General features: G+C 41.1%; 22 protein-coding genes. 11 read left to right on the top strand and 11 right to left on the bottom strand.

Translation table 11 applies throughout. The features are described 5' to 3' along the window. Positions 1 to 222: 222 nt before the first annotated feature. Positions 223 to 1,224, bottom strand: a complete 1,002-nt coding sequence (locus tag ACQFX9_RS16740) for a cyanophycin synthetase (RefSeq protein ID WP_427157046.1) — start codon at positions 1,222 to 1,224, stop codon at positions 223 to 225. 598 nt (positions 1,225 to 1,822) lie between these two features. Between ACQFX9_RS16740 and ACQFX9_RS16735 the strand changes: the two genes are divergently transcribed. Continuing rightward, entirely contained in the window at positions 1,823 to 2,059 is a 237-nt protein-coding gene (locus ACQFX9_RS16735; protein WP_427157044.1) for a hypothetical protein, read from the top strand. A 213-nt stretch (positions 2,060 to 2,272) separates the two neighbouring features. Here the strand turns inward: ACQFX9_RS16735 and ACQFX9_RS16730 are convergent, their stop codons facing one another. Both ACQFX9_RS16730 and ACQFX9_RS16725 read right to left on the bottom strand, forming a co-directional pair. Next, the gene (locus tag ACQFX9_RS16730; RefSeq protein ID WP_427157043.1) at positions 2,273 to 3,718 is read right to left on the bottom strand and encodes an ATP-binding protein; all 1,446 of its coding nucleotides are present in this window, start codon (positions 3,716 to 3,718) and stop codon (positions 2,273 to 2,275) included. Between the two features lie 120 nt (positions 3,719 to 3,838). Continuing rightward, positions 3,839 to 4,507 carry a response regulator transcription factor gene (locus tag ACQFX9_RS16725; RefSeq protein ID WP_427157041.1) on the bottom strand — a complete coding sequence of 223 codons (669 nt, stop codon included), beginning with the start codon at positions 4,505 to 4,507 and terminating at the stop codon, positions 3,839 to 3,841. 302 nt (positions 4,508 to 4,809) lie between these two features. On the opposite strand from ACQFX9_RS16725, the gene ACQFX9_RS16720 reads away from it, so the two are divergent. Then, on the top strand, positions 4,810 to 5,391 hold the full coding sequence (locus ACQFX9_RS16720; RefSeq protein WP_427157039.1) for a hypothetical protein: 582 nt from the start codon (positions 4,810 to 4,812) through the stop codon (positions 5,389 to 5,391). 94 nt (positions 5,392 to 5,485) lie between these two features. Here the strand turns inward: ACQFX9_RS16720 and ACQFX9_RS16715 are convergent, their stop codons facing one another. The 4 genes from ACQFX9_RS16715 to ACQFX9_RS16700 form a co-directional block, all read right to left on the bottom strand. Next, positions 5,486 to 6,049 (bottom strand): Uma2 family endonuclease, encoded by a 564-nt coding sequence (locus ACQFX9_RS16715; RefSeq protein ID WP_427157038.1) that lies wholly within the window; start codon positions 6,047 to 6,049, stop codon positions 5,486 to 5,488. Positions 6,050 to 6,129: 80 nt separating this feature from the next. Then, entirely contained in the window at positions 6,130 to 7,869 is a 1,740-nt protein-coding gene (locus ACQFX9_RS16710) for a DUF4157 domain-containing protein (RefSeq protein ID WP_427157036.1), read from the bottom strand. Between the two features lie 264 nt (positions 7,870 to 8,133). Beyond that, positions 8,134 to 8,994 (bottom strand): hypothetical protein, encoded by an 861-nt coding sequence (locus tag ACQFX9_RS16705; protein ID WP_427157035.1) that lies wholly within the window; start codon positions 8,992 to 8,994, stop codon positions 8,134 to 8,136. 157 nt (positions 8,995 to 9,151) lie between these two features. Next, a complete protein-coding gene (locus ACQFX9_RS16700; RefSeq protein ID WP_427157033.1) occupies positions 9,152 to 9,799 on the bottom strand; it encodes a bifunctional 4-hydroxy-2-oxoglutarate aldolase/2-dehydro-3-deoxy-phosphogluconate aldolase in 648 nt (215 codons plus the stop codon). 488 nt (positions 9,800 to 10,287) lie between these two features. Here ACQFX9_RS16700 and ACQFX9_RS16695 point away from each other — a divergent pair, with 488 nt between their 5' ends. From ACQFX9_RS16695 to ACQFX9_RS16675, 5 genes are all read left to right on the top strand, one after another. Next, positions 10,288 to 11,301 carry an IS701 family transposase gene (locus ACQFX9_RS16695; protein WP_427156835.1) on the top strand — a complete coding sequence of 338 codons (1,014 nt, stop codon included), beginning with the start codon at positions 10,288 to 10,290 and terminating at the stop codon, positions 11,299 to 11,301. Positions 11,302 to 11,793: 492 nt separating this feature from the next. Then, positions 11,794 to 11,931 (top strand): hypothetical protein, encoded by a 138-nt coding sequence (locus ACQFX9_RS16690; RefSeq protein ID WP_192881704.1) that lies wholly within the window; start codon positions 11,794 to 11,796, stop codon positions 11,929 to 11,931. Positions 11,932 to 12,113: 182 nt separating this feature from the next. Next, positions 12,114 to 12,560, top strand: coding sequence for a tellurite resistance TerB family protein (locus tag ACQFX9_RS16685; protein ID WP_427157031.1), 447 nt, complete (start codon positions 12,114 to 12,116; stop codon positions 12,558 to 12,560). 198 nt (positions 12,561 to 12,758) lie between these two features. Next, on the top strand, positions 12,759 to 13,031 hold the full coding sequence (locus tag ACQFX9_RS16680) for a hypothetical protein (protein ID WP_427157030.1): 273 nt from the start codon (positions 12,759 to 12,761) through the stop codon (positions 13,029 to 13,031). Then, entirely contained in the window at positions 12,958 to 14,301 is a 1,344-nt protein-coding gene (locus ACQFX9_RS16675) for a UDP-N-acetylmuramoyl-tripeptide--D-alanyl-D-alanine ligase (protein WP_427162917.1), read from the top strand. Before ACQFX9_RS16680 ends, ACQFX9_RS16675 begins: the two co-directional genes overlap by 74 nt. Here ACQFX9_RS16675 and ACQFX9_RS16670 read toward each other — a convergent pair whose 3' ends face one another. Next, positions 14,302 to 16,425 (bottom strand): ATP-binding protein, encoded by a 2,124-nt coding sequence (locus tag ACQFX9_RS16670; protein WP_427157029.1) that lies wholly within the window; start codon positions 16,423 to 16,425, stop codon positions 14,302 to 14,304. It abuts the gene before it with no gap. Between the two features lie 557 nt (positions 16,426 to 16,982). Between ACQFX9_RS16670 and ACQFX9_RS16665 the strand changes: the two genes are divergently transcribed. From ACQFX9_RS16665 to ACQFX9_RS16650, 4 genes are all read left to right on the top strand, one after another. Further along, entirely contained in the window at positions 16,983 to 17,702 is a 720-nt protein-coding gene (locus tag ACQFX9_RS16665) for a pyridoxine 5'-phosphate synthase (protein ID WP_427157028.1), read from the top strand. Positions 17,703 to 17,925: 223 nt separating this feature from the next. Further along, positions 17,926 to 18,642, top strand: a complete 717-nt coding sequence (locus ACQFX9_RS16660; RefSeq protein ID WP_427157027.1) for a SnoaL-like polyketide cyclase — start codon at positions 17,926 to 17,928, stop codon at positions 18,640 to 18,642. A gap of 204 nt (positions 18,643 to 18,846) precedes the next feature. After that, complete coding sequence (locus tag ACQFX9_RS16655; protein WP_103137005.1) at positions 18,847 to 19,176, top strand: MgPME-cyclase complex family protein; 330 nt, start codon at positions 18,847 to 18,849, stop codon at positions 19,174 to 19,176. 142 nt (positions 19,177 to 19,318) lie between these two features. Then, positions 19,319 to 19,972 carry a hypothetical protein gene (locus ACQFX9_RS16650; protein ID WP_427157025.1) on the top strand — a complete coding sequence of 218 codons (654 nt, stop codon included), beginning with the start codon at positions 19,319 to 19,321 and terminating at the stop codon, positions 19,970 to 19,972. Positions 19,973 to 20,089: 117 nt separating this feature from the next. Here ACQFX9_RS16650 and ACQFX9_RS16645 read toward each other — a convergent pair whose 3' ends face one another. The 3 genes from ACQFX9_RS16645 to folD all read right to left on the bottom strand — a co-directional run bounded on the left by ACQFX9_RS16645 (position 20,090) and on the right by folD (position 22,763). Next, positions 20,090 to 20,557 carry a divergent PAP2 family protein gene (locus ACQFX9_RS16645; protein ID WP_103137003.1) on the bottom strand — a complete coding sequence of 156 codons (468 nt, stop codon included), beginning with the start codon at positions 20,555 to 20,557 and terminating at the stop codon, positions 20,090 to 20,092. 228 nt (positions 20,558 to 20,785) lie between these two features. After that, positions 20,786 to 21,715: a geranylgeranyl diphosphate synthase CrtE gene (crtE, locus tag ACQFX9_RS16640; RefSeq protein ID WP_427157024.1), complete on the bottom strand. Its 930-nt coding sequence runs from the start codon at positions 21,713 to 21,715 to the stop codon at positions 20,786 to 20,788. Positions 21,716 to 21,863: 148 nt separating this feature from the next. Continuing rightward, positions 21,864 to 22,763, bottom strand: a complete 900-nt coding sequence (folD, locus tag ACQFX9_RS16635) for a bifunctional methylenetetrahydrofolate dehydrogenase/methenyltetrahydrofolate cyclohydrolase FolD (RefSeq protein WP_427162916.1) — start codon at positions 22,761 to 22,763, stop codon at positions 21,864 to 21,866. Between the last annotated feature and the right edge of the window lie 158 nt (positions 22,764 to 22,921).

Genomic DNA, 22,921 nt, shown 5'->3' with positions numbered 1-22,921 from the left:
ACAGAAACCACACAGAGGAAAAGTTAAAAAGACTTTTATAAATTAAGTATGATCACTATGATGGCTATTTTCAATTTATGGTTGAAATTTATCTTTAGTTATCATCAGTGATACCATTTCACTTAAGTTATGAGACACATATAAGGTGAGAATTTTAAATGACTTGAAAAAATCTCTGTGTGTCTTGATTGATGTGAAATGGTATGAGTTGTGATTTGTTACTTAATTTTGGTTGTTGTAATCTCTTTCTAAGGCTTGCAGAATTTTTAAGTATAGACGTTCAACTCTTTGAGTTTGGACATCTCCAATAGCAGCATAGTGAGTTAAGCTAGGTGAACCATTCACTTCGATGATCACATAATCTACCATTGGTCTGGTTATGTCGTGGGTGATAATATCTAAACCGATTAACCTTAACCCCATATCCTTGGCGACATTTAACGCTAATTTTTGAAAGTCTGGATGGATGCTTTCGGTGACATCAACAGCTTCTCCACCGCTAGATAAATTAGCATTGTCTAAAAGATAGATTACCTTACCATTGGGAATAATGCTATTTAAATTGAGATTTTGCTTCTTGAGCTTCTGTTTAATGCGGAAATCATCAGTGTCTATAATCTTTTTTCTCCCACTCTGAAGAAAGTTCTCTTTTTTCTGCACTAACAACTCTAAAATTGTCGATTTTCCATCACCAATCACTGATAAAGGCATTCTTTGGTAAGCTGCCATTACTTCATTATCGATAACCACAATTCTGTAGTCTTTGCCAAGATAAAATCTCTCTACAATTAATCCTGTATTAATTCGCAATATTTTTTTTGCTACTTGATAATACTCGGTTTTATTATGAACTTTAGTAACTAACTTTCCTTGACTAAGATTAATAGGTTTAACAATTACAGGAAATCCTAAGCTTTTGGCATATTCAAACCCGACATCAATATTTCTATCGTTACCGATTTTCTCGCAGAATTTATGACTAAAAAATGTTTTGCCTTCGGTCACTTTATACCCAAAATGTTTGAGAAAAAAGTTTGAATAGCCTTTGTCCTTTGCTATTTCGGCTGATCCAAAACCATTAATATTTAATTTTGTAGTGCTGAAAAATGCTTTATGTCCGTTTTTAAAAGTAATATGACCTACTAATTGATACTCCGGATCTATAACGACTACCGCACCAATTTGGGGCGCAATTTTTTGAATTATTGACGTTACTAATGCCATTTTATGTTTTGAAAGTATAATTTGTTGCCAAGATTTTAACTAACCTACAACTATTGGTCAACCGATTCGATATTTTTAGTAAAATTTTAAATATTTAAGCTGGATTGAGTTAATCACGTTTTATGAAGTAATATGCTCAAAAAGCAGTCAAAATGTTAGATTTCGTAAATAATTTTTGGATTGCTCAAGCTAGAGTTTTGTGTCAACTGTGCAGAAAATTGTGATTTTTCTTCATTGTGGAAGAAGCAAACTTTTATCTTGCTCCCAATTGTCTGCTATGTAATCTAATTACAAAATCAGTCTAATTAAACACTAGTGTTATTTTATTTAGATAAATTTATTACCAAAGTGGAGATATTTATTTACTTAAATTTTTGCTTAAGTTATAAATTGAATACTTAAGCCTTTATAAGTAAATAATTGCTAGTTCAGACTAAATGATGATTTAACTCTTGCTTTAGTCTCAAATATATCACTCGGTGTTGACAATTTATAAATAATCGAATAACAAGGTGGCAGAAATATAAAAAAGGAGTAGTGAATATCTTCAAGATATTCACCATCACCTTTACTGAAACTTAATACGGTTAAGATAATCATGCCACAAAATTCTGAATACAAAGCAACCATCTCTGAAACTCAGTCCAAAGGCTATAAACAACGCCTTAATTCCTGGGCGATCGCACGTTTACTTCCCGATGCCAAGCGTGAGATTGTTGCCCGTTTTCGCAGTCGTTCCGATGCTGATGGTTATATGCAGCATCTATGCCAAGTAGTTCCTAATGCTTCTTTTATGGTGGTTTTTGATTGTCAGCGTGAAGAAGCAGCGATTTAAGGTGTATGTCGAGAGTGATGGGTAAAGGGGTATGTAGGTTGTGAGGGTGCAGAAGACAGCATCGATAAATTTGGAGTATTTTCGCCCCTAAACCCCATAAAAAAGCAAAATTTAATAGTAAATAAGGCTGATTTGATCAGTTTTCTTGCCAGTTTTCAGTATTAGTTAGATTTCTGGGTGCTTTACCAAGTTTCGAGGCTAGATATTAATGGTTTAATGAGTGGGTAAGCGTAAGGTGAAAGCAGTTTGACCTAACACAGTAGGTTCTAGATAAAGTTCCCCACCGTGTGCGATGGTAATTTCTCTAGCTAGGCTAAGTCCCAATCCTGTACCGTCAACTTTTCGATTTCTGGAGAGATCGCCGCGATAGAATCGCTCAAAGAGACGATCGCGATCGCCAGATGGGATATCTTGAGAAGCGTTGCTGATAGTGATGCAGACGATTTTTCCTCGTTGTCGAGCCTCAATTTGTATCCAACCCTCTGGGAGATTGTACTTGATAGCGTTACTCAAGAGGTTGTGTAAAACTTGGTTGAGCAAATCGCGATCGCCATCAACCCGCAATCCAGGTGTAAGTTTGATCTCGACTTGCAGATGGGGTGCTAAAAGTTCGATGTCCTCCAACATTTGGACTAACATCTGGGAAATATCTACTCCTACACGATGTAAACTCATTTGTCCTGCGTCAGCTAAAGACAGTAACAACAGTTTGCGGACAATCCCACTCAATCGGCGGACTTCATCTAGCAAATTACCCAAACTTTGCTGCATTTCTGAACCTGGTTCAGCCTGTTGTAGACTGCGTTCTAGTTCTCCTTGGAGAATTGCTAATGGTGTTTTAAGTTCATGTGCTGCATCGCCACTAAAGCGGGATGCTTGTTTAAAACTATGTTCCAGACGTTCCAACATTTGGTTAAACACCTGAATCAGTTCCATAAATTCCACATCTGTAGCACCGATAGGAATTCTTTGATCTAATCCTGTAGCTGTAACTTGACGAATAGCAACAACTAATTGACGAATCGGATTTAAAGCATTTCCTGATAGTATCCACGCGCCACCAGACACCAAAAACAGTAAGATAGGTATCGCAATTAAAAATACATCACGGATGAGATTCATTTCCCGATCAATTGTTTGTAAACTAACAGCGATCGCCACCTGATATTCAGGAAAACTCATCACACCAATACGCCAAGTCCCCGTTTTTGTCTGCTGCGTTAATAATCGTGGACGTAAAGGCGGTAAACGTGGGGGAGGGGGTGGTGGATATTCACCTAAAAAACCCTGAACATCTGGGGGAATTTTCGGTGGAACTTTTGCTGATGGTGATAGCGGTGGATATTGACGTAACAAACCCTTTAAATTCAATTCATCTGGCCATGTAGTAGATTTATAGATAATTTGACCACTGTTATTTGTAACTAACAAAGAATTCGACATTTCCCCCTTGATATCTAATTCTTTTGCTAATTCAGGTCTAGGAAAACGCCAAAAATCTTTTATAGGTGGTCTCATCAATTGAGCTTCTAATTGAGCATTTAGGCGGTTGAGTTTAGCATCATAAATTAACCACCAAGACACAAATCCAAAACCAACTAAAGCACCACCAGCTAAAGCCGCAGACAACAAAGCAACGCGGAGTCGAAATTGGGACATGGGATTGGGGATTGGGGATTGGGGACTTGTACTGAGCTTGTCGAAGTATTGGGGACAAGGTAGACAAGGTAGCAAAAACTAATGACTATTGACTAATGACTATTGACTAATGACTATTGACTAATTCTTAAACCTGTATCCTACGCCGCGCACGCTTTCAATTAGACCCCAACCGCCTACGATTTCAACTTTTTTGCGAATTCTTTGAATACAAACATCAACAATATTGGTATTGGGGTTGAAGTCGTAACCCCAAACGTGTTCTAAAATCTGTGTGCGGGTAAAAACTCTTCCTGGCGATCGCATCAAATATTCTAAAAGGTTAAACTCACGGCTAGTTAGTTCTACTATCTCCCCATTGCATTTAACTTCTCTGGAAATTCTATCTAGCTGTAATCCACCGACTGAAAGTAGATTTTGGCGATCGCCGCTACTCCGACGAACCACAGCATGAAGACGCGCCACTAATTCCTCTACAAAAAAGGGTTTGGCTATATAGTCATCTGCGCCTAAATTCAATCCGGCGAGGCGATCGTCTAGTTCATTGCGCGCCGTTAATAAAATGACTGGGGTATTCTTTTTTCTTTGTCGTAAACTTTTCAAAATTGCTAACCCGTCTTTCCCTGGCAGCATGATGTCTAAGACAATGGCATCATATTCTTGTTCTATTGCGCGCAGATATCCCTCATCACCGTTATCGCAGTAGTCAACGGTAAATCCTTGCTCTTTTAAACCCGCTTGCACAAAGCTAGCAATTTTTAGTTCATCTTCGACAAAGAGAATGTGCATAACATTAAGGGAATGGGGACTGGGGACTGGGGAATGGTTGAAAATGCTGAATATTAGGAATCATATTTAATTTCTGCGAAGCTAGGTATACCTTTGTTAGCTGTTCCCCTTTTCCTACCCACGTAAGTAATTTCACTAATCAAGTCGGATTAGTATAAATATTTCTATTCTCTTCTATGGTGAATTAATTGGCACTCTTGGATGATGACAAAACTGTAATTTAAGAGAATATAAAACTGTAATTTTGAGTTGGCTTAATCGAAGCATAGACCACACGAAATTTATCTTCAGGGAAGGGTTTTATGCGTATTAAGCGGCTTTTCATTACTGCTACTTTACCGTTAGCTATTGGGACTTTTGGTTTAATCGCTATTAATACAGCGATCGCTAATCAATCTACAACAGTAGCCCAAAATTCGCCAGCACCGAATCAACAACAAAGACCACCTAGACCTGATTTTGCGGCGGCGGCGCAAAAGCTAGGGGTGAGTGAAGCCGAATTAAAACAAGCTTTGGGAGTCCCAGAGAATCCGCCCTCTGAACGACCATCCGGCCCTCCTCCCCGTCCTGATTTCAAAGGTGCAGCCGCTAAATTGGGTGTGAGTGAAGAAAAGTTAATTGAGGCCTTGGGTGTTCCGCCCCAACCCCCAGGCGATCGCCAGCCTCCCAATTTTGCCGCAGCAGCCCAAAAATTAGGAGTCAGTGAAACTCAATTAAAACAAGCTTTGGGAGTCCCCGAAAATCCACCCTCTGAACGACCATCAGGCCCACCTCCCCGTCCTGATTTCAAAGGTGCAGCCGCTAAATTGGGTGTGAGTGAAGAAAAGTTAATTGAGGCTTTGGGTGTTCCACCCCAACCCCCAGGCGATCGCCCTAAGAGATAAAACACAGATGCACAAATAGCGATCGCCTCCATTGATATGATTTTTTATATAAAGAAGCGATCGCTCTCTTAGCTGCATAATTCAGTAGTTAGCTTCAACTACCCATTTTCATCCATGCAAAAACTTGATTAACAGTTAGCATCAGTGGGATGTCTGGTAGAACAGGTAAGGAATCTTCTGCTTGTAAAAGTTCAGGTTGTTGATCAGGACGGAAAACCACAATTGAGCGATCCTCTGGATCTACTAACCAACCTAGTTGGCTACCATGCTGTAAACAGTAAAGAATATTACCGATGACTCGGTTAGAACTCTGTTCAGGAGAAAGGATTTCAATTGTCCAGTCGGGAAATAGTAAAAAATTGTTGGCAGGTTCTCCGTTAGGATCAAATGGAATGCGTGACCACCGAAATACAGCTACATCAGGAACTATCGAGCGAATACCAAAGCTACATCGCAATTCTGGAAACGCATAAGCAATCTTTTGGTTTTCTGCTACATCATTAATATTAGTGCAGAACTTGATTTGTAAACGGCTATGCTTGCCTTTTGGCATAGGTTTTTGAAAAATTTCACCATTGATATATTCACTAGCTGGTTTTGTTTCTGGGAGCTTGAGAAACTCTTCTAAGCTTAGTGTTTGGGTAGTTGTGGCGTTCATAGCTCCTGAAGGCTGCGGGATGATTTTAATTTAGCAGGCTGACGGGAAGGGCGATCGCTCATAAAGTTGCATTTAGCGAATCAGGTTCGTGGGTATGTTGTCAACAAAAGTGACAATTCATCAAAGTTTCTCATCTCACGGAGGTCTGGTAAGTCTTCCCCCAGTTCCCCCTTGCCATAGGCAGGGTTCAATACGAATTTGATCAAGTTATTTCGCACTGCCTCTTCTAGACTACCCGCCTCATTTATGACATCTGTCGGAAATTCTACCCAGCCAAGAATCAGTTCTGGCGGATTTTTCAGCGTTGCTATCTCTTTAGCCTCTCTGGCTTTCTGCTTATCTTTTTTTGTGATGCCACTATCAATACCTAGTTGCTCCTCTTCATTGTAAGCATTCTGCTCTACATCGATTCCATATCCGGGACGTATAACTTGCACCACTATCAAATTAGATTTGCCTTTTGATGAAGACTTAGCTGCTATCTGATTTGTAAATCGAAAACTGCGGCTAGCAGATATATTTGCACCGGTATTTGCGTAATTACATACAGCGTCTGGTGTTGCCTGTTGAAAACTCTTTTTATCCTGTGCATCCATCTCTCCCAATCTAGGAACATCTATCCCTGTTTTTCCGAGATTTAACTTCATTAAAGCTCTAAATGTAATCTCGTATTCAGCGTTAGTGGGAAATTCTCGCGCCTGTCGCCATGAAGATGGTTTATCTGGGTCTATTTTTCCAGATGCTCTTTGTTCTGATAAATCGATTTCTTCTCTCTCATAGTTGACCATCTTCTGTATGACCGGAATTAGCCGTGCTGCTTCACTATCTTTTTTGGTAACTCCATACTTCGTCTGCCATGCCACCAGTTCTTTTTCGATCGCAGTCAATTTTTGTTTTCTGGCATCAAATCCATCTTCTGGGAGACTTTGATACTCACGGATCGCTTTTTGACATCTTCCTAGTTTTGTCTTACCGAAAAATGCCCAACCAGGGTTGACACCGAGGAAGTTCTGTACGTCTTGAGACCTTTCCCAGTGTACGGGGTGACGTTGAATGGAGTGTTCAGGGTTGGCTGTAAACGACATTGAGGCGTTTTGCTGTGAGGGTTGCGGTGATCTCTGTACTGCACCTCCATTCTGTTGCACAACGTGAGTTAACTCATGGGCAATTAACTCTTGTCCTCCACTGCTACCAGGGTTGTATGCGCCTTGCCGAAAAAAGATATCCTGCCCTGTGGTAAAAGCTTTTGCCTGAATTGATTGATTCAATTGGTCAGATTGAGAATCCGTGTGGATTTTCACCCCACTGAAATTAGCCCCAAATGCCTGTTCCATTGGTTCTCGGATACTGTCTGTTAGTGGCTGTCCACTACCCCTTAAACCTTGGATTGATGATTCTAAATCGGGTGGTGCAGCCATACTACCTACATTCGACATACGCTGCACCAGTGGTTTTGTTTGCAGTTTGTCTTCATCTTCTGTGACTTGCGATCGCTGAACCGGAGACATTTGAGGTGCATTAATTCTTTGCACTACGTCTGCTGCTACCCGATCTGCTTCTTGCTCATATTTATCCCCTGGCTCACCAATTGTTAACTGAGTCTGAATACGTGGTGGTGGCGGTGGTTCATAGCCTGGACGAAAAGTTGATATATTCCTCAACAAACTATCAGAATGTGCTAATTTCTCTTCCTGAGCCTGTAACTCTGGTGTTTGTGGTCGGGGCTGGACGACAAAGGGGCGTAATTCCAACGGATTTGACGCTGGTTTATCGGAGGACTTATTAAATGTTTTACGTGCCTTGTATTCTCTACTACACATTTATTTCATCCTCCCAGTAATTTCCGGCGTGCTTTGTCGTCCAGATATAGCTAGTGATCATCATTACACGAAACATCAGAGCAGTGTTAGCGATCGCTAATATTTGTCATAGAGTCAAATAATAAAAAAGGGGCTAGATGCCCCTATAGTTTTGAATTTTATTTAGTTGATTTCAACAAAATCAACAGAGAAGTTTTTCAGAATCAATATTCCAAATCCCTACTCTAAAATTCGATTGCAACTCAGTATGAAATTCGCAATTAATTAGCGTCTTCTACTACCAAAACCTGTGCTACGACGAGCTGGAGAACGACCACTACCAAAACTGCTGCTACTGGGGCTGCGTCTGGTGGTAGTTGATTTACCAGAGGATCTTAAGGTGCTGGTACCAAAACCTGAACCAGAGGGTCGGTTGGTGCGTGTTGTAGAACGGACAGTAGAATCACCAGATGATCTTCTGATTGTCCCTGTGGTTCTAAAAGCAGTGCGATTTCTCACGGCTGCTGGTGCTGAATTATAGCGGGTACGGTAGCTATTAACGGCTTGGTCGTAGGTTGTACCATAACCGCCGTAGCCAGTAATTAATCCTGCGCCTGGTTGATATACAGGAGGTACATAGTATTGGGGTCTAAACAATAAGCTACCTATTGCTTGACCAGCTAACGCACCAGTAAAGGGGGCCCAAAAACCACTTTCTCGACGAACTACGACGGTTTCTTGTTGTCCGGTGCTGGGGTTGGTTCTGTTTTCGGTGACGTTGTGGACGTACTCAATTTTAAAGTCTTCTGTCAAATATAAAACTGGTTGTCCTTTGTCTACTTTGAGATAAGTTTTCTTACCTTCTTTGATTTCATCATCAGTTAGCCTAGCCATTTGCAAGTTTTCGGTGGCAAAGGTAGGGGGTGTACTGTTGAGTAAAAATAAAGTGTACTCCCCTGAACCATCGTCATAGGTGGCTTGTTGGACTTGATATTGACCGTCACTTAATTTAGTGGGTGTAGCAGTTTGGCTGACGTTGCGATTGGTTGGGGTGGTTTGGTTTCCGCCTCCACAAGCGACAGTTGTCAAGCACAAACTTACAGCTAAAAGAAAAACAGTAAATTTGCGTAGTATGGACATGATCATGGCATTGTCGTCTTATCTTTGAGCTTAACAAGTTATCATTGTGGGCTGTATACGGACAACACCACAAGTTAGAGCAATTCAAAATTCCAAATAAATTTTGAACTCGTGGCTGAATGTTGATGAGTTGGTATTACAGGGGACAGGGAACATGAGGTTCCTAGCTCCTATTGTCTATGTTAAATTCAGCTAAGTTGCGGAGTAAATTACTTGCTAGTTGGGCGATCGCTTCCCAGTCTCTGTGTGCTACTAACTGTTTAGGAAATAACTCGCCACTTAACCCAACTGCGATCGCACCTGCTTGAATCATAGCCGACGCGTTTTCTAGGGTGACTCCCCCTGTGGGAATTAAGGGAATATGACCCAGTGGCCCTTGCAAACTCTTGATATAACTAGCACCCCCCACGGCTTGGACAGGGAAGACTTTGACGCAGCTAGCACCACAAGACCAAGCTGTAATAATTTCTGTCGGGGTTAGCGCACCAGGAATGATAGGTGTTTGTGCGGCTACTGCTGCTTGAATCATCGCCGGATCAACGTGGGGGGTGAACAAAAATTGCGCCCCAGATGCGATCGCTGCTTGTAGTTGCTGCACATTAAATAATGTCCCTGTCCCAATCGTACATTCGGGTAATTGCCTACGGAGTTGGGTGATTAATTCTCCGGCGCGATCGCTATTCCAGGTAATTTCAATTAATTTCATTCCCCCAGCCGCTACAGCCATCGCCATTTCTAATCCTAGTTCCAGTTTGGGTGCGCGAATCACCGCCAGCGATCGCTGTTGTTGCAATTTTGATAACCAATCCATGACAAATCAATATATTAAGTAATGTAAAGATTTTGAGATAATTTTTTATGAGAATCAAAGACAATATATCAATATAAATACTTGTTAATCATGTTTATGTAAAAATATATTGCGATAAATTTACTGAGGTAAAAAGTCTTATGCACGTTATTTTATTTTTGGTTGACACAGCAATAATTTGATTTTGCTAGTATCTAAAACAGTAAAAAAATTAGCTTATTAAGTATACATAAATACTCTTTACTTTTCTTAATCAAATAGTGAGTGGTTAGATAACATCAATCTACCTTTCCTCTTTGTAGCTAGATAATATCAGGACTTACGCAACTGGCACAGTGCGATCGCTAGCCAGTAGTACATAGGTATTGATTTAGCGAGAATGTGTTTGATTGGTTTGACTCGAATTAGTAACAATAAATAGTGATGTATCTTGTTGTTAAAAATTTTATGAGAAAATTGATAGAAGTACATCAAAAAGTTGGTTAGTGATGAAATTTACTAAACTTAATTATTGTCAATATTTACTTAGCAGTCAAATTAACTATACAATCACTAATCTAGCAGAACATTTGTCAAATATTAGTCATGACAAAATTAATTATTATTTAAGAAATGAAAAATTAACTCCTCGTTTACTTTGGGATAATGTCAAAGATTTAATTGTCACTGACGAGGATGCTTATATTATATTTGATGATACAGTTTTAGATAAAAGATTTTCTGAAGAAATAGAAATAGTACGAAGGCAGTATAGTGGTAATGAACATGGTGTTGTTAGAGGGATAGGAATAGTAAGTTGCATATATGTTAATCCTAAAACTCTCAATTTCTGGGTAATAGATTATCGAATTTTCAATCCAGAAAATGATGGTTTCAGCAAGATTGACCATGTGAAAAATATGCTCCAAGGGCTTGTATATCAAAAGATTCTACCTTTCAATACAGTTTTAATGGATACTTGGTATGCGGTCAATAATTTAATGCTTTATATCGATAGTCTAGATAAAGTTTATTATTGTCCTTTAAAGACTAATCGTTTAGTAGATGATAGTTTTGGTAGAGAAAAATATAAGAATATTGAATCTCTAGAATGGAGTCAGGAAGATTTAAAATGTGGTAAAATCATAAAAATTAAAGGATTCCCTGCTGAGAAAAAAGTGAAACTTTTCCGGGTTACTATCTCTACCGATAGGACGGATTATGTCGCAACAAACGATTTATCTCAAAGTTCTACGGATGTTACACAACAGGTGTGTAAAATTCGTTGGAAAATAGAGGAGTTTCATCGAGAAATAAAGCAACTAACTGGTATTGAATCATGTCAATGCCGTAAAGCCCGTCTTCAAAGAAATCATATTGCTTGCGCTATGTTAGTTTGGCTAAGACTGAAAAGTTTAGCTTATCAAACAGGTCAAACTATTTACAAGCTCAAGCACAATTTGCTTTCTAATTATTTAATTGAGCAACTAAAACGTCCAGATATTGCTATGTCTTCTCTGTAGTTTTTGGGCGCTCGGTGCGCGAAGCTCACCATTGCTTGTGCCAGTTGCGTAAGTCCTGAATATAAAAAAATTCCTAAATTTTATTTACTGATTAAAATTGTGTGACATTAATATTCTCTCACTAGAAAAGCTTCAGGAAAATTACTGAAACTAATGAGAGAAAAACCAGGATTTTTCTTGAAAATCAAGTTTTTATAGATTTAATCTATCTCAGGTAGGAAAACACCTATTCGTGCTAGGAATAACATGATCAAGGTTATGCAAAAGGTAGTTTAAACCTCAAAAATCCTCCACAAAAAATTTTTCAGTATTCTTTGCAACCAAATTCAGCTTATTTTCATCGAATCTTCAGAAAGAAAAAATCTTATTCTTTTCCTAGAAGAGCTAAAGTTTTGTTAAGATGCAAGTGCTAGCAGTTTATCAACGGAATCTCCTACTCCGCAGGTGGAGAAATAAACAACACTAGCAGCACATAGTTCAAAAGGTGAAGCTATGACCACCTATATTTTCTTTGATGAAGCCCTTCGGATGTTAACCAACGCCTACTTGCTGTCAGCTATACTTCTAATTGCAGCATCAGGGATTGGGCTAGCAGTTATTGAAACTATTGAAAAAACCGGGCAACGATAGATAAATTCGTCATCGGATGCTGTACATCTAGCTAAAACCATATACAGCCAAGGTGTTCACTGTCCAAAAATCCTGGGAACACTAAAATATGAAGTCTCACAGCGTTGCAAGTTGCCAGATTAGGTTAAAAACTGTCAAGGTGACTGTACGCTATTGAGACACCCCATCCAGGAGCAACTATCATGAATTTACTAGACACAGTTCTGGACGCGGAAATTCCCACACCAGAATTACTCGGCGAATCAGAAGCTTTTGCAGCTATTGTTTTACTGGCCACAGTGTCAGATAGTTATTTAACTAATGAGCAAGAGCGTCATATTTCCTATATCCTCTCGCGTTCCAAGCTATTGAGAGGTCATTCTCCAGATACGATCCATAAGTTACTGCACAGGATTTTAGATATTCTTTGGCAAGATGGCTTTAACGCCTTATTTAACCTAGCCAAAGAGTCTTTATCCCCTGAATTACGAACAGCCGCCTTTGCGTTATCTGCTGATCTAGTTCTGGGTGAGGCTTCAGTAACCGATGAAGAAAAAAATTTCTTAAACGATTTTTATCAAGCTTTAGATATTTCTCGTGATTTAGCAATACAGATTTTACAAGCAACAGCAATCAAATATCAGGCATGAGTTGGGGGATTCTTGACTAGGGATTGGAGATTGCTTTAATTTTCGGTTCACCCCTGAATAGCAATTTTAACCATCAACCGATTTCAAATAGCATATATACTTAAGTGTGCCAAAGTAGTTAAACTGCTTTGGCACACTTTTATAGGGGACTGGGGACGAATCAATTCAAAATTCAAAATTCAAAATTCAAAATTCAAAATGAAGAGGATTTGGGGATTGGGGACTGGGGATTGGGGACTTGTACTGAGCTTGTCGAAGTATTGGGGACAAGGTAGACAAGGTAGACAAGGTAGATTTTATTTCTTAACTCACCACTCACCACTCATTACTCAGCACTCACCACTCACCACTCATTACTCAGCACTCAGCACTCACCACTCTCAAGATAGTATTTTGAATTATTATGTCTATTACTCTCACTCAACTAGTAGAAGTTCTTTTAGCCCAGCCAGTAAATTTAAGTACGGTTGATTTAGCACAAGTCGGTATTGGTATTCAAACAGATAGTCGCATCATTAAACCTGGTGAAGTGTTTGTGGCTTTACGCGGGGAAAAGTTTGATGGACATGAGTTTGTCTCTGGTGCGATCGCTAAAGGTGCGATCGCGGCTATTGTCGATTTTGACTATGAAAACTCTGGATTGCCTGTATTACAAGTTAACAATACTCTAGAGGCTTATCAAAAAATCGGGCGATGGTGGCGCGATCGCTGGCAAATTCCGGTGATTGGGGTGACGGGTTCTGTCGGTAAAACCACCACCAAGGAACTGATCGCCGCCGTTTTGAGTACACAGGGTAAGGTTCATAAAACCTTTGGCAATTTCAATAACGAAATCGGTGTCCCTAAAACCCTCTTAGAATTAAGTCCCGAACACGACTATGCTGTAATTGAGATGGCGATGCGGGGAAGGGGACAAATTGCCGAACTTACACACATCGCACATCCCACAATTGGTGTAATTACTAATGTAGGAACAGCGCATATTGAGTTGTTAGGTTCAGAAGCCGCGATCGCTGAGGCTAAATGTGAATTATTAGCCGAAATGCCTCCAGATAGTATTGCTATCCTCAATCATGATAATCCCCTGTTATTAGCCACAGCCGCCAAATTTTGGCAGGGGAAAGTATTAACCTATGGCTTGGATGGTGGCGACATTCAAGGAAGACTCATTGATAGTGAAACTATTGAGGTGGGAGGGATCAAGCTACCTCTGCCTTTACCTGGGCGACACAATGCGACAAATTTTCTAGCCGCCTTAGCCGTGGCTCAAGTTTTGGGTATCGATTGGGCAAAACTACAAGAGGGCGTAAATGTCAATATGCCCACTGGTAGATCCCAACGTTTTAGCTTACCCAATGATGTATTAATTTTAGATGAGACTTATAATGCTGCACCAGAAGCCATGCTAGCAGCATTACAGTTATTAGCAGACACGCCTGGAAAGCGGAAAATTGCGGTGTTAGGGGCGATGAAAGAATTAGGGGAGCGATCGCTGCAATTACACCAACGCGTTGGCGAAACAGTGCGAGATTTAAAACTAGATGCAGTGTTCGTGTTAGTTGATGGGCAAGATGCTGCAACTATCGCCACAAGTGCAGCAGGTATCCCCTCCGAGTGCTTTACTAGTCATACTGAATTAGTGGAGAGATTAAAAACCTTCATGCAAGCAGGCGATCGCTTATTATTCAAAGCGGCTCATTCTGTAGGCTTAGATCGGGTAGTGAATCAGTTACGGCAATAATCATTTCACAACCAACCTAGTCACGGCGGTAATTAATTCTTCGGCGTGAATAGGTTTCGGTAAGTGAATCTGAAAGCCAGCTGCTAGGGCTTGTTCTTGATCGTATTGTCTAGCAAAAGCAGTCAGAGCGATCGCTGGAATTGTTCCGTTCTCCTGTTCCACCCAAGTCCTGATTTCTCGAATCATCATATAGCCATCCATGTCAGGCATACTGATATCACTGACTAACACATCTAATGGGGACTGGGCTAAGATTTGTAAAGCTTCCCACGCAGAAGCCGCAACTCCCACCTCAGCCCCTTCTTGTTCTAGAATGTAGGCTAAGAAATCTCTGGAATCAAGGTCATCATCAACCACTAAAACTTTGACACCAACCAGCCGCGAAGACAGAGATTTTGATAATGAGAAGCGATTTTTGTCATCTGTAGTGTTCGGTTCATCTTCCGCAAAGAGTGGTAATCTGACTGTAAATGTCGCCCCTTGTTCCTCACCAGGACTAGCGGCTGTGACTGTACCCCCATGAATCTCTACAATTTTGCGAACAATGGCTAGTCCTAGCCCTAAGCCACCAAATTTTCTGGTAGAACTGCTATCTGCTTGTCGAAAATAATCGAAAACATAGGGTAAAAAATCAGAACTGATTCCCTTACCCTGATCACTAACAGTAATCTGCGCTACTCCATTGATTTGTTCTAGTCTTACCTCTACTTGTCCTCCTTGGGGGGTAAATTTCACAGCGTTAGAGAGTAAATTCCAGACTACCTGTTGCAAACGAGCCGCATCACCTCTAATTGACTGAATATCTGCATCAAAGACTGTTATTATCTGAATCATCTTTGTTTCTGCTGCTAGACGCATAGTTTCTAGTGCAGCCGAAACTACAGCCTGCAAGTTAACTCTTGTAATATTCAGCACTAGTTTGCCTTGCAAAATTCTAGAGACATCTAGCAAATCTTCTATAAGTTGCACCTGCAATATCGCATTGCGTTCAATGGTGGCTATGGCTTGGGATGTTCTGGCTTGATTGAGCTTTTGACTTTGCAACAATTTAGACCAGCCCAAAATTGAATTTAAGGGTGTGCGTAACTCATGGGAAAGAACCGCGAGAAATTCATCTTTAATGCGATTGGCTGTTTCCGCTTTGGCTCGTGCCGCTTGCTCTAATTCTAGTAAATGCGCTCGTTGTTCTAGTATTTGTTTCTGCTCGTGGATATCTGTACAAGTACCGAACCACTTAACCACACAACCTTGTTTGTCTTTGAGTGGTAAGCCTCGCGCTAATTGCCAACGATAAGAACCATCCTCAGCCCGTTTAAATCGATATTCATTTTCGTAAATAGTGCTGCTACTGACAGCATTAATCCAGACATCATAGGCCTTTTGTACATCATCTGGATGTAAAGCTGCTACCCAGCCTGTACCTAATGACTCCTCCAATGTTAACCCAGTATAATTACACCAATTTTGATTGAAATAATCACACTCTCCCTGAGCATCAGCAGTCCATACCAGTTGAGGAATCGCATCAGCTAAATAACGATAACGTTCTTCACTGTTTCTGACAACTTCTAAAAGACGCTGACGTTCGGCAATTTCTTGATGTAATTGCTCGTTAGTTTTAGTAATTTCATTGGTACGTTGTGACACCAGTTCTTCTAATTGATTTTGATATCTTCTGAGTTCTGTTTCTATTAGTAAACGCTCACTAATTTCTGTTTGCAATTGTTGATTCGCTTGTTCTAATTGAGCCGGACTAGGAAGTGCTAAAGCCTTGGGTACTAAAGGAATGAGTTCTATGGCTGTGAGTAAGGAAATACCTGCTGTCAACGCTTTGACAAATCCTGATAACCAATAAGTAGGATACCAAATTGTCCAAACTTCTAAAATGTGAGTCGTACCGCAAGCGACAATAAACCCACTAAATAATAAGAATATCCAATGAAAAGGCAAATCTTGCCGCTTCCGAACAAAATAAAAAAGTGTCGTAGGAATAGAATAATAAGCTGTGGCAATGATTGTGTCAGAAATTAAATGTAACCAAACTAATTCTGTTTTCCATAAATAACAGTGTCCGTGTGGGACGAATGGCCCACCATTAAACAAATAAGTCCACAATTCTGCCATAGTCTTTAAAACAAATGCCCTAATCTTAGTAACTTAGTAAAACTATTTAAATAACTTGTCGAGAAAGTATTCAGCCACAAAAATTATTTCTTTTATGATTAAAGCTTACACAAACGTTTGATTGTAAGCACATAAGGCTAAGGTGTGATTTTTTCCTTGATTGCCTGCTACTACCCATACTGGGACTTAGCCCATCATTATACTCACCCAAAATCATCATTAACATATAGGAATCCGCTTTGATTCCTGAAATCATTTGCGTAGTAAGGGAACAGGGAACAGAGAGAAGTCTGAGCGGAGGTTTCCTCCGATCAGAACTTCGGAGGAACAGGGAACAGGTAAGAAGGAACAAAAGTGTACGGAGTTTTTTCAGAAATCAAATATGAGTCCTATAGCTTACAGATAGTTAATGATGAGGTTAAAAATTTTTGTTGTGTTTATCTTGTCTCTTCAATCATTACTTATGAATGGTGATTTGAACCTTCTTGAGCAATAATTTTGTTAACAATTTCAGGTAAGATAAATTTCTGTGGATTGTGGATAGGGAGATACTGGGGTTGCCTACACTGGGTGTAAACATAGACCATATAGCCACTATTCGCCAAGCGCGGCGGACGGTAGAACCAGATCCGGTGGCGGCGGCGGTATTAGCCGAATTAGCTGGTGCAGATGGAATTACAGTGCATCTGCGGGAAGATAGACGGCACATTCAAGATAGGGATGTACGCTTACTGCGTCAGACAGTACGGACGCACTTGAACTTGGAAATGGCTGCTACAGAAGAAATGTTGGGAATTGCCCTTGACATTAAACCCGATTATGTGACTTTAGTACCGGAAAAGCGGGAAGAAGTCACTACAGAAGGAGGTTTAGATATCGTCGGGCAAATTGCTAGAATAGGTGATATCGTCGATAAATTGCAGGGTGCTGGCATTCCTGTGAGCTTGTTTATTGATGCCGAACCTGCACAAATAGAGGCTTCTGTCAAGGTGCAAGCAAAGTTTATTGAACTGCACACTGGTAGATATGCAGAAGCCAGCGACGAAACCACTCGTCGTGAAGAACTAACCTTGTTAGCTCAAGGATGTTCACAAGCTATCCAAGCAGGTTTGCGCGTCAATGCTGGTCATGGCTTGACCTATTGGAATGTATATCCTGTGGCTGCATTTCCTGGTATGGAAGAGCTAAACATAGGTCATACCATTATTAGCCGCGCGGCCTTAGTCGGTATGGAAAGAGCCGTCCGAGAAATGAAACAAGCGATAAGAGGAGAGTAATCAATTCAAAATTCAAAATACCCTTACGGGAAGGCTTACGCCTACAAAATTCAAAATTAAAGAGTTTTGGACTTTTGAATTTTGCCTTTTACCTTAGAGGGGTTGTGACTGCGTAATCTCGAAAATTGTTGGTGTGGTGGAATGTTTCAGAAGTGGTTTGGAACATTCAGGACACCTCATGCTGATGATTTTCCCAGTTTTGAATTACGAATTTTAAATGGTTATGAGCGCAACACAATCTAACGAACTGCCGCTTTGGGTACAAGACAGAGATAGCGTTATTGCTGAAAGTACGAATGTTGAATGGCGTTATGGTACTGCGCCAGATTATACTCGTTCTAAGGAGAATCTAGCAAAAGAGAGTACACGAAACCATCTTGAAGGTTCGCTAGAAGCGATCGTGCAGAATTTGGTAAGAACCTTTGAGATGGAGGTATCTTTCAAAACCAACCCGCAGCAGTGGTTGTCAGTTGTAAATGATCAGTTTCGCGTCACTACTAATGGGGGTCAAGAGTTCACTGCCGCAGATGTATCCTTCCAAGGGACTTACAACATCTTTATGGGTGATTCTGACCATTACAAAGCCTCTGAAGAAAGCTTTGAAACATCTGCTAAACTCTTTCACACGACATTTCCCCAAGGTTTCCCTTGGGAAGTGCTAGAAGTTTACTCCGGCCCCCCAACGGTAACTTTCAAGTGGCGACACTGGGGACATTTCAAAGGTGCGTATAAAGGTTATGCACCAACTGGCGAAACAGTAGAAATTATCGGCTTGAGTGTGGCTCATGTCACCGATGATTTGAGAATCATCTCTTTGGAACATTACTTTGACAACACGCTGTTTTTAGAAAAATTAACAGCAGGCGGTAAAGTCTCTACAGAAGCCGCAGCAAAAAGTTGTCCGTTTAGTTCTTGGTTCAAGAAATCGCCCAAGAGTTAGATGAGGCAGGGGGCAGGGGGCAGGGGGAGGCAGGGGGGCAGGGAGCAGGGGGAGAAAAATATAATACCCTGTGTTTATTCAATGCCCCATGTCCTATGCCCTATGCCCTATGCCCTATGCCCAATTCCCCATGCCCCACTTATTTAGTCAGCATTGGGTAAGGGTTAGCTTTAAAATTATTAGTTAGTAATCATTAAGATGACAATGCAAACATACTATTACGTTTTAGCTAGCCGACGCTTTTTGTTACAAGAAGAGCCGATGGAGGAAGTGCTGAAAGAACGCACTCGCCACTACCACGAACAAGAAAAAGAAATTGATTTTTGGTTGGTAGCACAACCTGCTTTTTTAGAAGCACCGGAGATGGCTGATATCAAAGCTAAATGTCCTCAACCCGCAGCTGCGATTATTTCTACCAATTCTCAATTTATTACTTGGCTCAAACTCCGCTTAGAATACGTGATTACCGGAGAGTTCCAAGCTCCTTCTGCAACAATACCCAATCCATTAGCATCTTTAGCTCCTGTGTCTTGAGTAATTAGTTAGTAGGGGCGGGTTATGTGAGATATTCATCCTGAAAAACGGATATTCTAGTTAAACCCGCCCGTACATTAGTTACTAGTCATTAGGTCGTTTACTATTGACTAATTGCTAAAAATTTTAATAAAACTTACTTATGCGTCCCAGTTCTGTGCAGAAATTTGCCACTTTATCCAGTGTATGTGGACTAGCGATCGCGGGGTTGATGGGGAGCATAAATTCCGCCACAGCCCAAAACCCTTTACCTGTTTGCCAGCCTCCCACTGCTGGGGAGTATCTGTTACTAGTAGTCTCACCCACAGCAGAAAATCAGAAGCAGTTACGTAACGCCTTACCCAATGAAATTAAGACCACTACCTGTCAATATTTAAAGGATACGGTGACAAGGATAGGGGGTTTTCGCCAGATTGATGATGCTAACCGTTGGGCTAGGTATATTCAAACTATTGTCGGTTTATCAGCTATTATCAGCACCAGACCTGGGGAAGCACCCCAGTCGCCCCAGCAGCCACCCCAAATTACCTATAATCCGCAAATACTAGGAGAAGGTTTTGCTGTTTTGGTGGATTATTACAATCGTCCAGAACTCGCCAATAGTGTACAGCAAGCGATGGGCAGTAAAGTTGGTTTGGCATCCTATGGACAAAGACACTATTTGCTAGCAGTCTACACGACTAACCAACAAGAAGCTTACAACGCATTAAGGAAACTCAACGATCGCGGTTTTTCTGCTGTGCTAGTAGATAGCCGCAGAGTAACACTATTGCGATCGACTGTGGCAGCACAGTAAGTTATTGGGAATTGGGAATTGGGAATTGGGCATAGGGCATTGGGAATTGGGCATTGTATTTTTCTCCCCCTGCTCCCTGCCCCCTGCCTCCTTTTCCTCTTGTCTTTCAACCATTAACTACCGATTAATCACTAATAAAGACCTAGCCAATAAAGAAATTGTGATGCCTAGAGCTGAACCTGCTATGACTTGTACAGGTGTGTGTCCTAGCAATTCTTTGAGGCGGTCTTGGCTGAAGTCTGGTTTTTCATGGAAGAGTTCATCAATCATTTGATTTAGGATGCGGGCTTGTTTACCGGCGGCTTGACGCACCCCTGCGGCATCATACATGACAATAATGGCAAAAACTGTGGCTAAGGCAAAGTCAGGCGATGCCCAACCCAGGGTTTGTCCTACACCGGTTGCCAAAGCTGTCACCAAGGCTGAATGCGCGCTGGGCATCCCTCCAGTCGTTACTAAAACGCGGACATTCAGTTTGCGGTGTTGAACTAGCTCAATTACTAACTTCAATGCTTGAGCTAAAAAACAAGCTACTAGGGCAACCAGTAGCACCCGGTTGTCTAAAATTTCGCCTATGTCCTGCATGGTCTTTTGGTTCGGTTGGTCAAAGTTAGCAGTAGTTAGTGTTGGTTTGAGATTGAGATGCAACCCAAAATCCACTGTCGCTACTCTTCAATTCAAAATTCACGCATACCCTTACGGGTAGGCTTACGCCATCGTAAGAGAAGCAAGCTACAAAATTCAAAATTCAAAAATTGATTACTCAGCACTCAGCACTCCACTATTGATTTTGAATTTTTCCAGATACAAATCTTAATGATTGCGGCTGGTGATAAACTGAGCCAGAGCTTTGAGTGGCTGTGCTGATTCCCCAAATGGTTCTAGTTCTGCACAGGCTGATTCAATCAATTCTTGGGCTTTGGCGCGTGATTTTTCGATACCCCACAGACTAGGATAGGTAACTTTTTGTGCTAAAAGGTCTTTACCTGCGGTTTTACCTAATTGCTCTTGGGTGGCGGTGATATCGAGAATATCATCAATAATTTGGAATGCTAACCCGATATTTTGGGCATAGCGTGAGAGTCTTTGTACATCTTCTGGTGATGCACCAGCGAGAATTCCACCACAGACAACGCAGGCTTCTAGCAGAGCTGCTGTTTTGTGGTTATGGATGAAGTTGAGGGTTTCTAAGGGAATATCAGATTTACCTTCAGATTCTAAATCTACTACTTGTCCACCAACCAAGCCAGCAGCCCCTGATGCCCGCCCTAGATGGACAATTACCTGTAATACCCGTTCTCTGGCTACACTTTCGGGTGTGCGAAGGGCAACCAATTCAAAAGCATAAGCCAGTAAGCCATCGCCAGAGAGAATGGCAATGTCTTCACCATAAACTTTGTGATTGGTGAGTCTACCACGACGGTAATCGTCATTATCCATTGCTGGCAGGTCATCATGAATCAATGACATGGTATGAATCATTTCGACTGCACAAGCTGTAGGCATAGCCATTTCTATTGTCCCGCCGATCATTTCGCAGGTAGCTAGACAGAGAATGGGACGCAGACGCTTACCTCCAGCTAATAGCGAGTAGCGCATTGATTCATAAATTTTTTCTGGATAAATCACAGGAAGAGACTCATCGAGAGCAGCTTCACAAAGTTGTTTGCGTTCTTGTAGATAAGCGGCTAGGTTAAATGAGGCTGTTTCTGGCATCTTCTGAAGGTTATCAGCTGCTACCATCCTTATAATTCCTTAAATTTTTGGCTTTTGGCTGTTTGTCGTACACGTCACAATTTTAAGATGCTCTGGAGCGAAAAGATTAACTAATACTTGAGTAATTATGGAAGATAAATGATAAATGATGAGTTATGTTAATTTTCATAATTTTTCATTTATCAATTAAGATTCCTTTCTCCTTTGCTGCTTTCAAATAGCTGACGAATGTATTTTCTAACAGCAGAGCTACGGTCATGGGGCCGACACCACCAGGAACTGGAGTGACATAGGAAGCGACATTAGCGATCGCGGCAAATTCCACATCACCAACTAAGCGACTTTTGCCGTTACGATCAGTAATGCGATTTATCCCCACATCTACCACAACAGCACCAGGTTTCACCATGTCAGCAGTAATTAATCCGGGGATACCTGCGGCTACAACGAGAATGTCAGCGTTTTTGGTGATACTGGGGAGGTCTTGCGATCGCGAGTGGGCTACAGTCACCGTAGCATCAGCCGCCAAGAGCATCAAGGCCATAGGTTTACCTACTAAAATGCTACGTCCTATCACTACGGCATTTTTTCCGGCTAAGGGGATGTGATATTCTGCCAATAACCGCATGACTCCTGCGGGGGTACAACTGCGTAACCCTGCTTCTTCTCTCACTAGTCGCCCTAAATTCACTGGATGCAGTCCGTCAGCATCTTTATCTGGGGTGATCTGATGTAATAACTTGACAGAATCTAAATGTCCTGGTAATGGTAACTGAACAAGAATACCATCAACTTGTTCATCTTCATTGAGTGCAGCAATGACCGCTTCTAACTCTTCTTGGGTGGTTTCTTTGGGAAAATGTTTACCAAAAGAAGCAATACCCACCTTAGCGCAAGATTTTTCCTTATTTCGCACATAAGCCGCAGAAGCAGGGTTATCTCCCACCATCAGCACTGCTAACCCTGGAGGACGGCCGATTTTAGTTTGTAATTCCTTAATTTGGTCAGCTAATTCTGCTTGGATTTTTTCTGCTAAAGCTTTTCCATCTAAAGTTTTGGCAATTTTGGTTTCCATAAGAGTTCCTAAAGTTTGGTCAATAGTCATTAGTCATTAGTTAATAGTCATTAGTCATTAGTCATTAGCCATTAGTCAAGAACTCTTGTTTGTAGATTATTATGGCGTTGCTGTCCGATTGTCTATCTTCTCATATCAAGGATGGAGAATTAGGGATT

It is taken from the genome of Aliinostoc sp. HNIBRCY26, assembly GCF_050235535.1.
Taxonomy (GTDB): domain Bacteria; phylum Cyanobacteriota; class Cyanobacteriia; order Cyanobacteriales; family Nostocaceae; genus Trichormus.
This window is presented reverse-complemented; position numbering and strand designations above follow the sequence as displayed.

Excerpts from the sequence above, each read along its gene's own strand:
- ACQFX9_RS16680 (WP_427157030.1), top strand. The coding sequence starts at position 12,759 with ATGAAGAGGATTTGGGGATTGGGGACTGGGGATTGGGGACTTGTACTG.
- folD (WP_427162916.1), bottom strand. The coding sequence starts at position 22,763 with ATGGAAACCAAAATTGCCAAAACTTTAGATGGAAAAGCTTTAGCAGAA.
- ACQFX9_RS16660 (WP_427157027.1), top strand. The coding sequence starts at position 17,926 with ATGAGCGCAACACAATCTAACGAACTGCCGCTTTGGGTACAAGACAGA.
- ACQFX9_RS16710 (WP_427157036.1), bottom strand. The coding sequence starts at position 7,869 with ATGTGTAGTAGAGAATACAAGGCACGTAAAACATTTAATAAGTCCTCC.
- ACQFX9_RS16705 (WP_427157035.1), bottom strand. The coding sequence starts at position 8,994 with ATGATCATGTCCATACTACGCAAATTTACTGTTTTTCTTTTAGCTGTA.
- ACQFX9_RS16690 (WP_192881704.1), top strand. The coding sequence starts at position 11,794 with ATGACCACCTATATTTTCTTTGATGAAGCCCTTCGGATGTTAACCAAC.
- ACQFX9_RS16645 (WP_103137003.1), bottom strand. The coding sequence starts at position 20,557 with ATGCAGGACATAGGCGAAATTTTAGACAACCGGGTGCTACTGGTTGCC.
- ACQFX9_RS16725 (WP_427157041.1), bottom strand. The coding sequence starts at position 4,507 with ATGCACATTCTCTTTGTCGAAGATGAACTAAAAATTGCTAGCTTTGTG.
- ACQFX9_RS16670 (WP_427157029.1), bottom strand. The coding sequence starts at position 16,425 with ATGGCAGAATTGTGGACTTATTTGTTTAATGGTGGGCCATTCGTCCCA.
- ACQFX9_RS16655 (WP_103137005.1), top strand. The coding sequence starts at position 18,847 with ATGCAAACATACTATTACGTTTTAGCTAGCCGACGCTTTTTGTTACAA.
- ACQFX9_RS16700 (WP_427157033.1), bottom strand. The coding sequence starts at position 9,799 with ATGGATTGGTTATCAAAATTGCAACAACAGCGATCGCTGGCGGTGATT.
- ACQFX9_RS16740 (WP_427157046.1), bottom strand. The coding sequence starts at position 1,224 with ATGGCATTAGTAACGTCAATAATTCAAAAAATTGCGCCCCAAATTGGT.
- ACQFX9_RS16720 (WP_427157039.1), top strand. The coding sequence starts at position 4,810 with ATGCGTATTAAGCGGCTTTTCATTACTGCTACTTTACCGTTAGCTATT.
- ACQFX9_RS16735 (WP_427157044.1), top strand. The coding sequence starts at position 1,823 with ATGCCACAAAATTCTGAATACAAAGCAACCATCTCTGAAACTCAGTCC.
- ACQFX9_RS16650 (WP_427157025.1), top strand. The coding sequence starts at position 19,319 with ATGCGTCCCAGTTCTGTGCAGAAATTTGCCACTTTATCCAGTGTATGT.
- crtE (WP_427157024.1), bottom strand. The coding sequence starts at position 21,715 with ATGGTAGCAGCTGATAACCTTCAGAAGATGCCAGAAACAGCCTCATTT.
- ACQFX9_RS16685 (WP_427157031.1), top strand. The coding sequence starts at position 12,114 with ATGAATTTACTAGACACAGTTCTGGACGCGGAAATTCCCACACCAGAA.
- ACQFX9_RS16695 (WP_427156835.1), top strand. The coding sequence starts at position 10,288 with ATGAAATTTACTAAACTTAATTATTGTCAATATTTACTTAGCAGTCAA.
- ACQFX9_RS16730 (WP_427157043.1), bottom strand. The coding sequence starts at position 3,718 with ATGTCCCAATTTCGACTCCGCGTTGCTTTGTTGTCTGCGGCTTTAGCT.
- ACQFX9_RS16715 (WP_427157038.1), bottom strand. The coding sequence starts at position 6,049 with ATGAACGCCACAACTACCCAAACACTAAGCTTAGAAGAGTTTCTCAAG.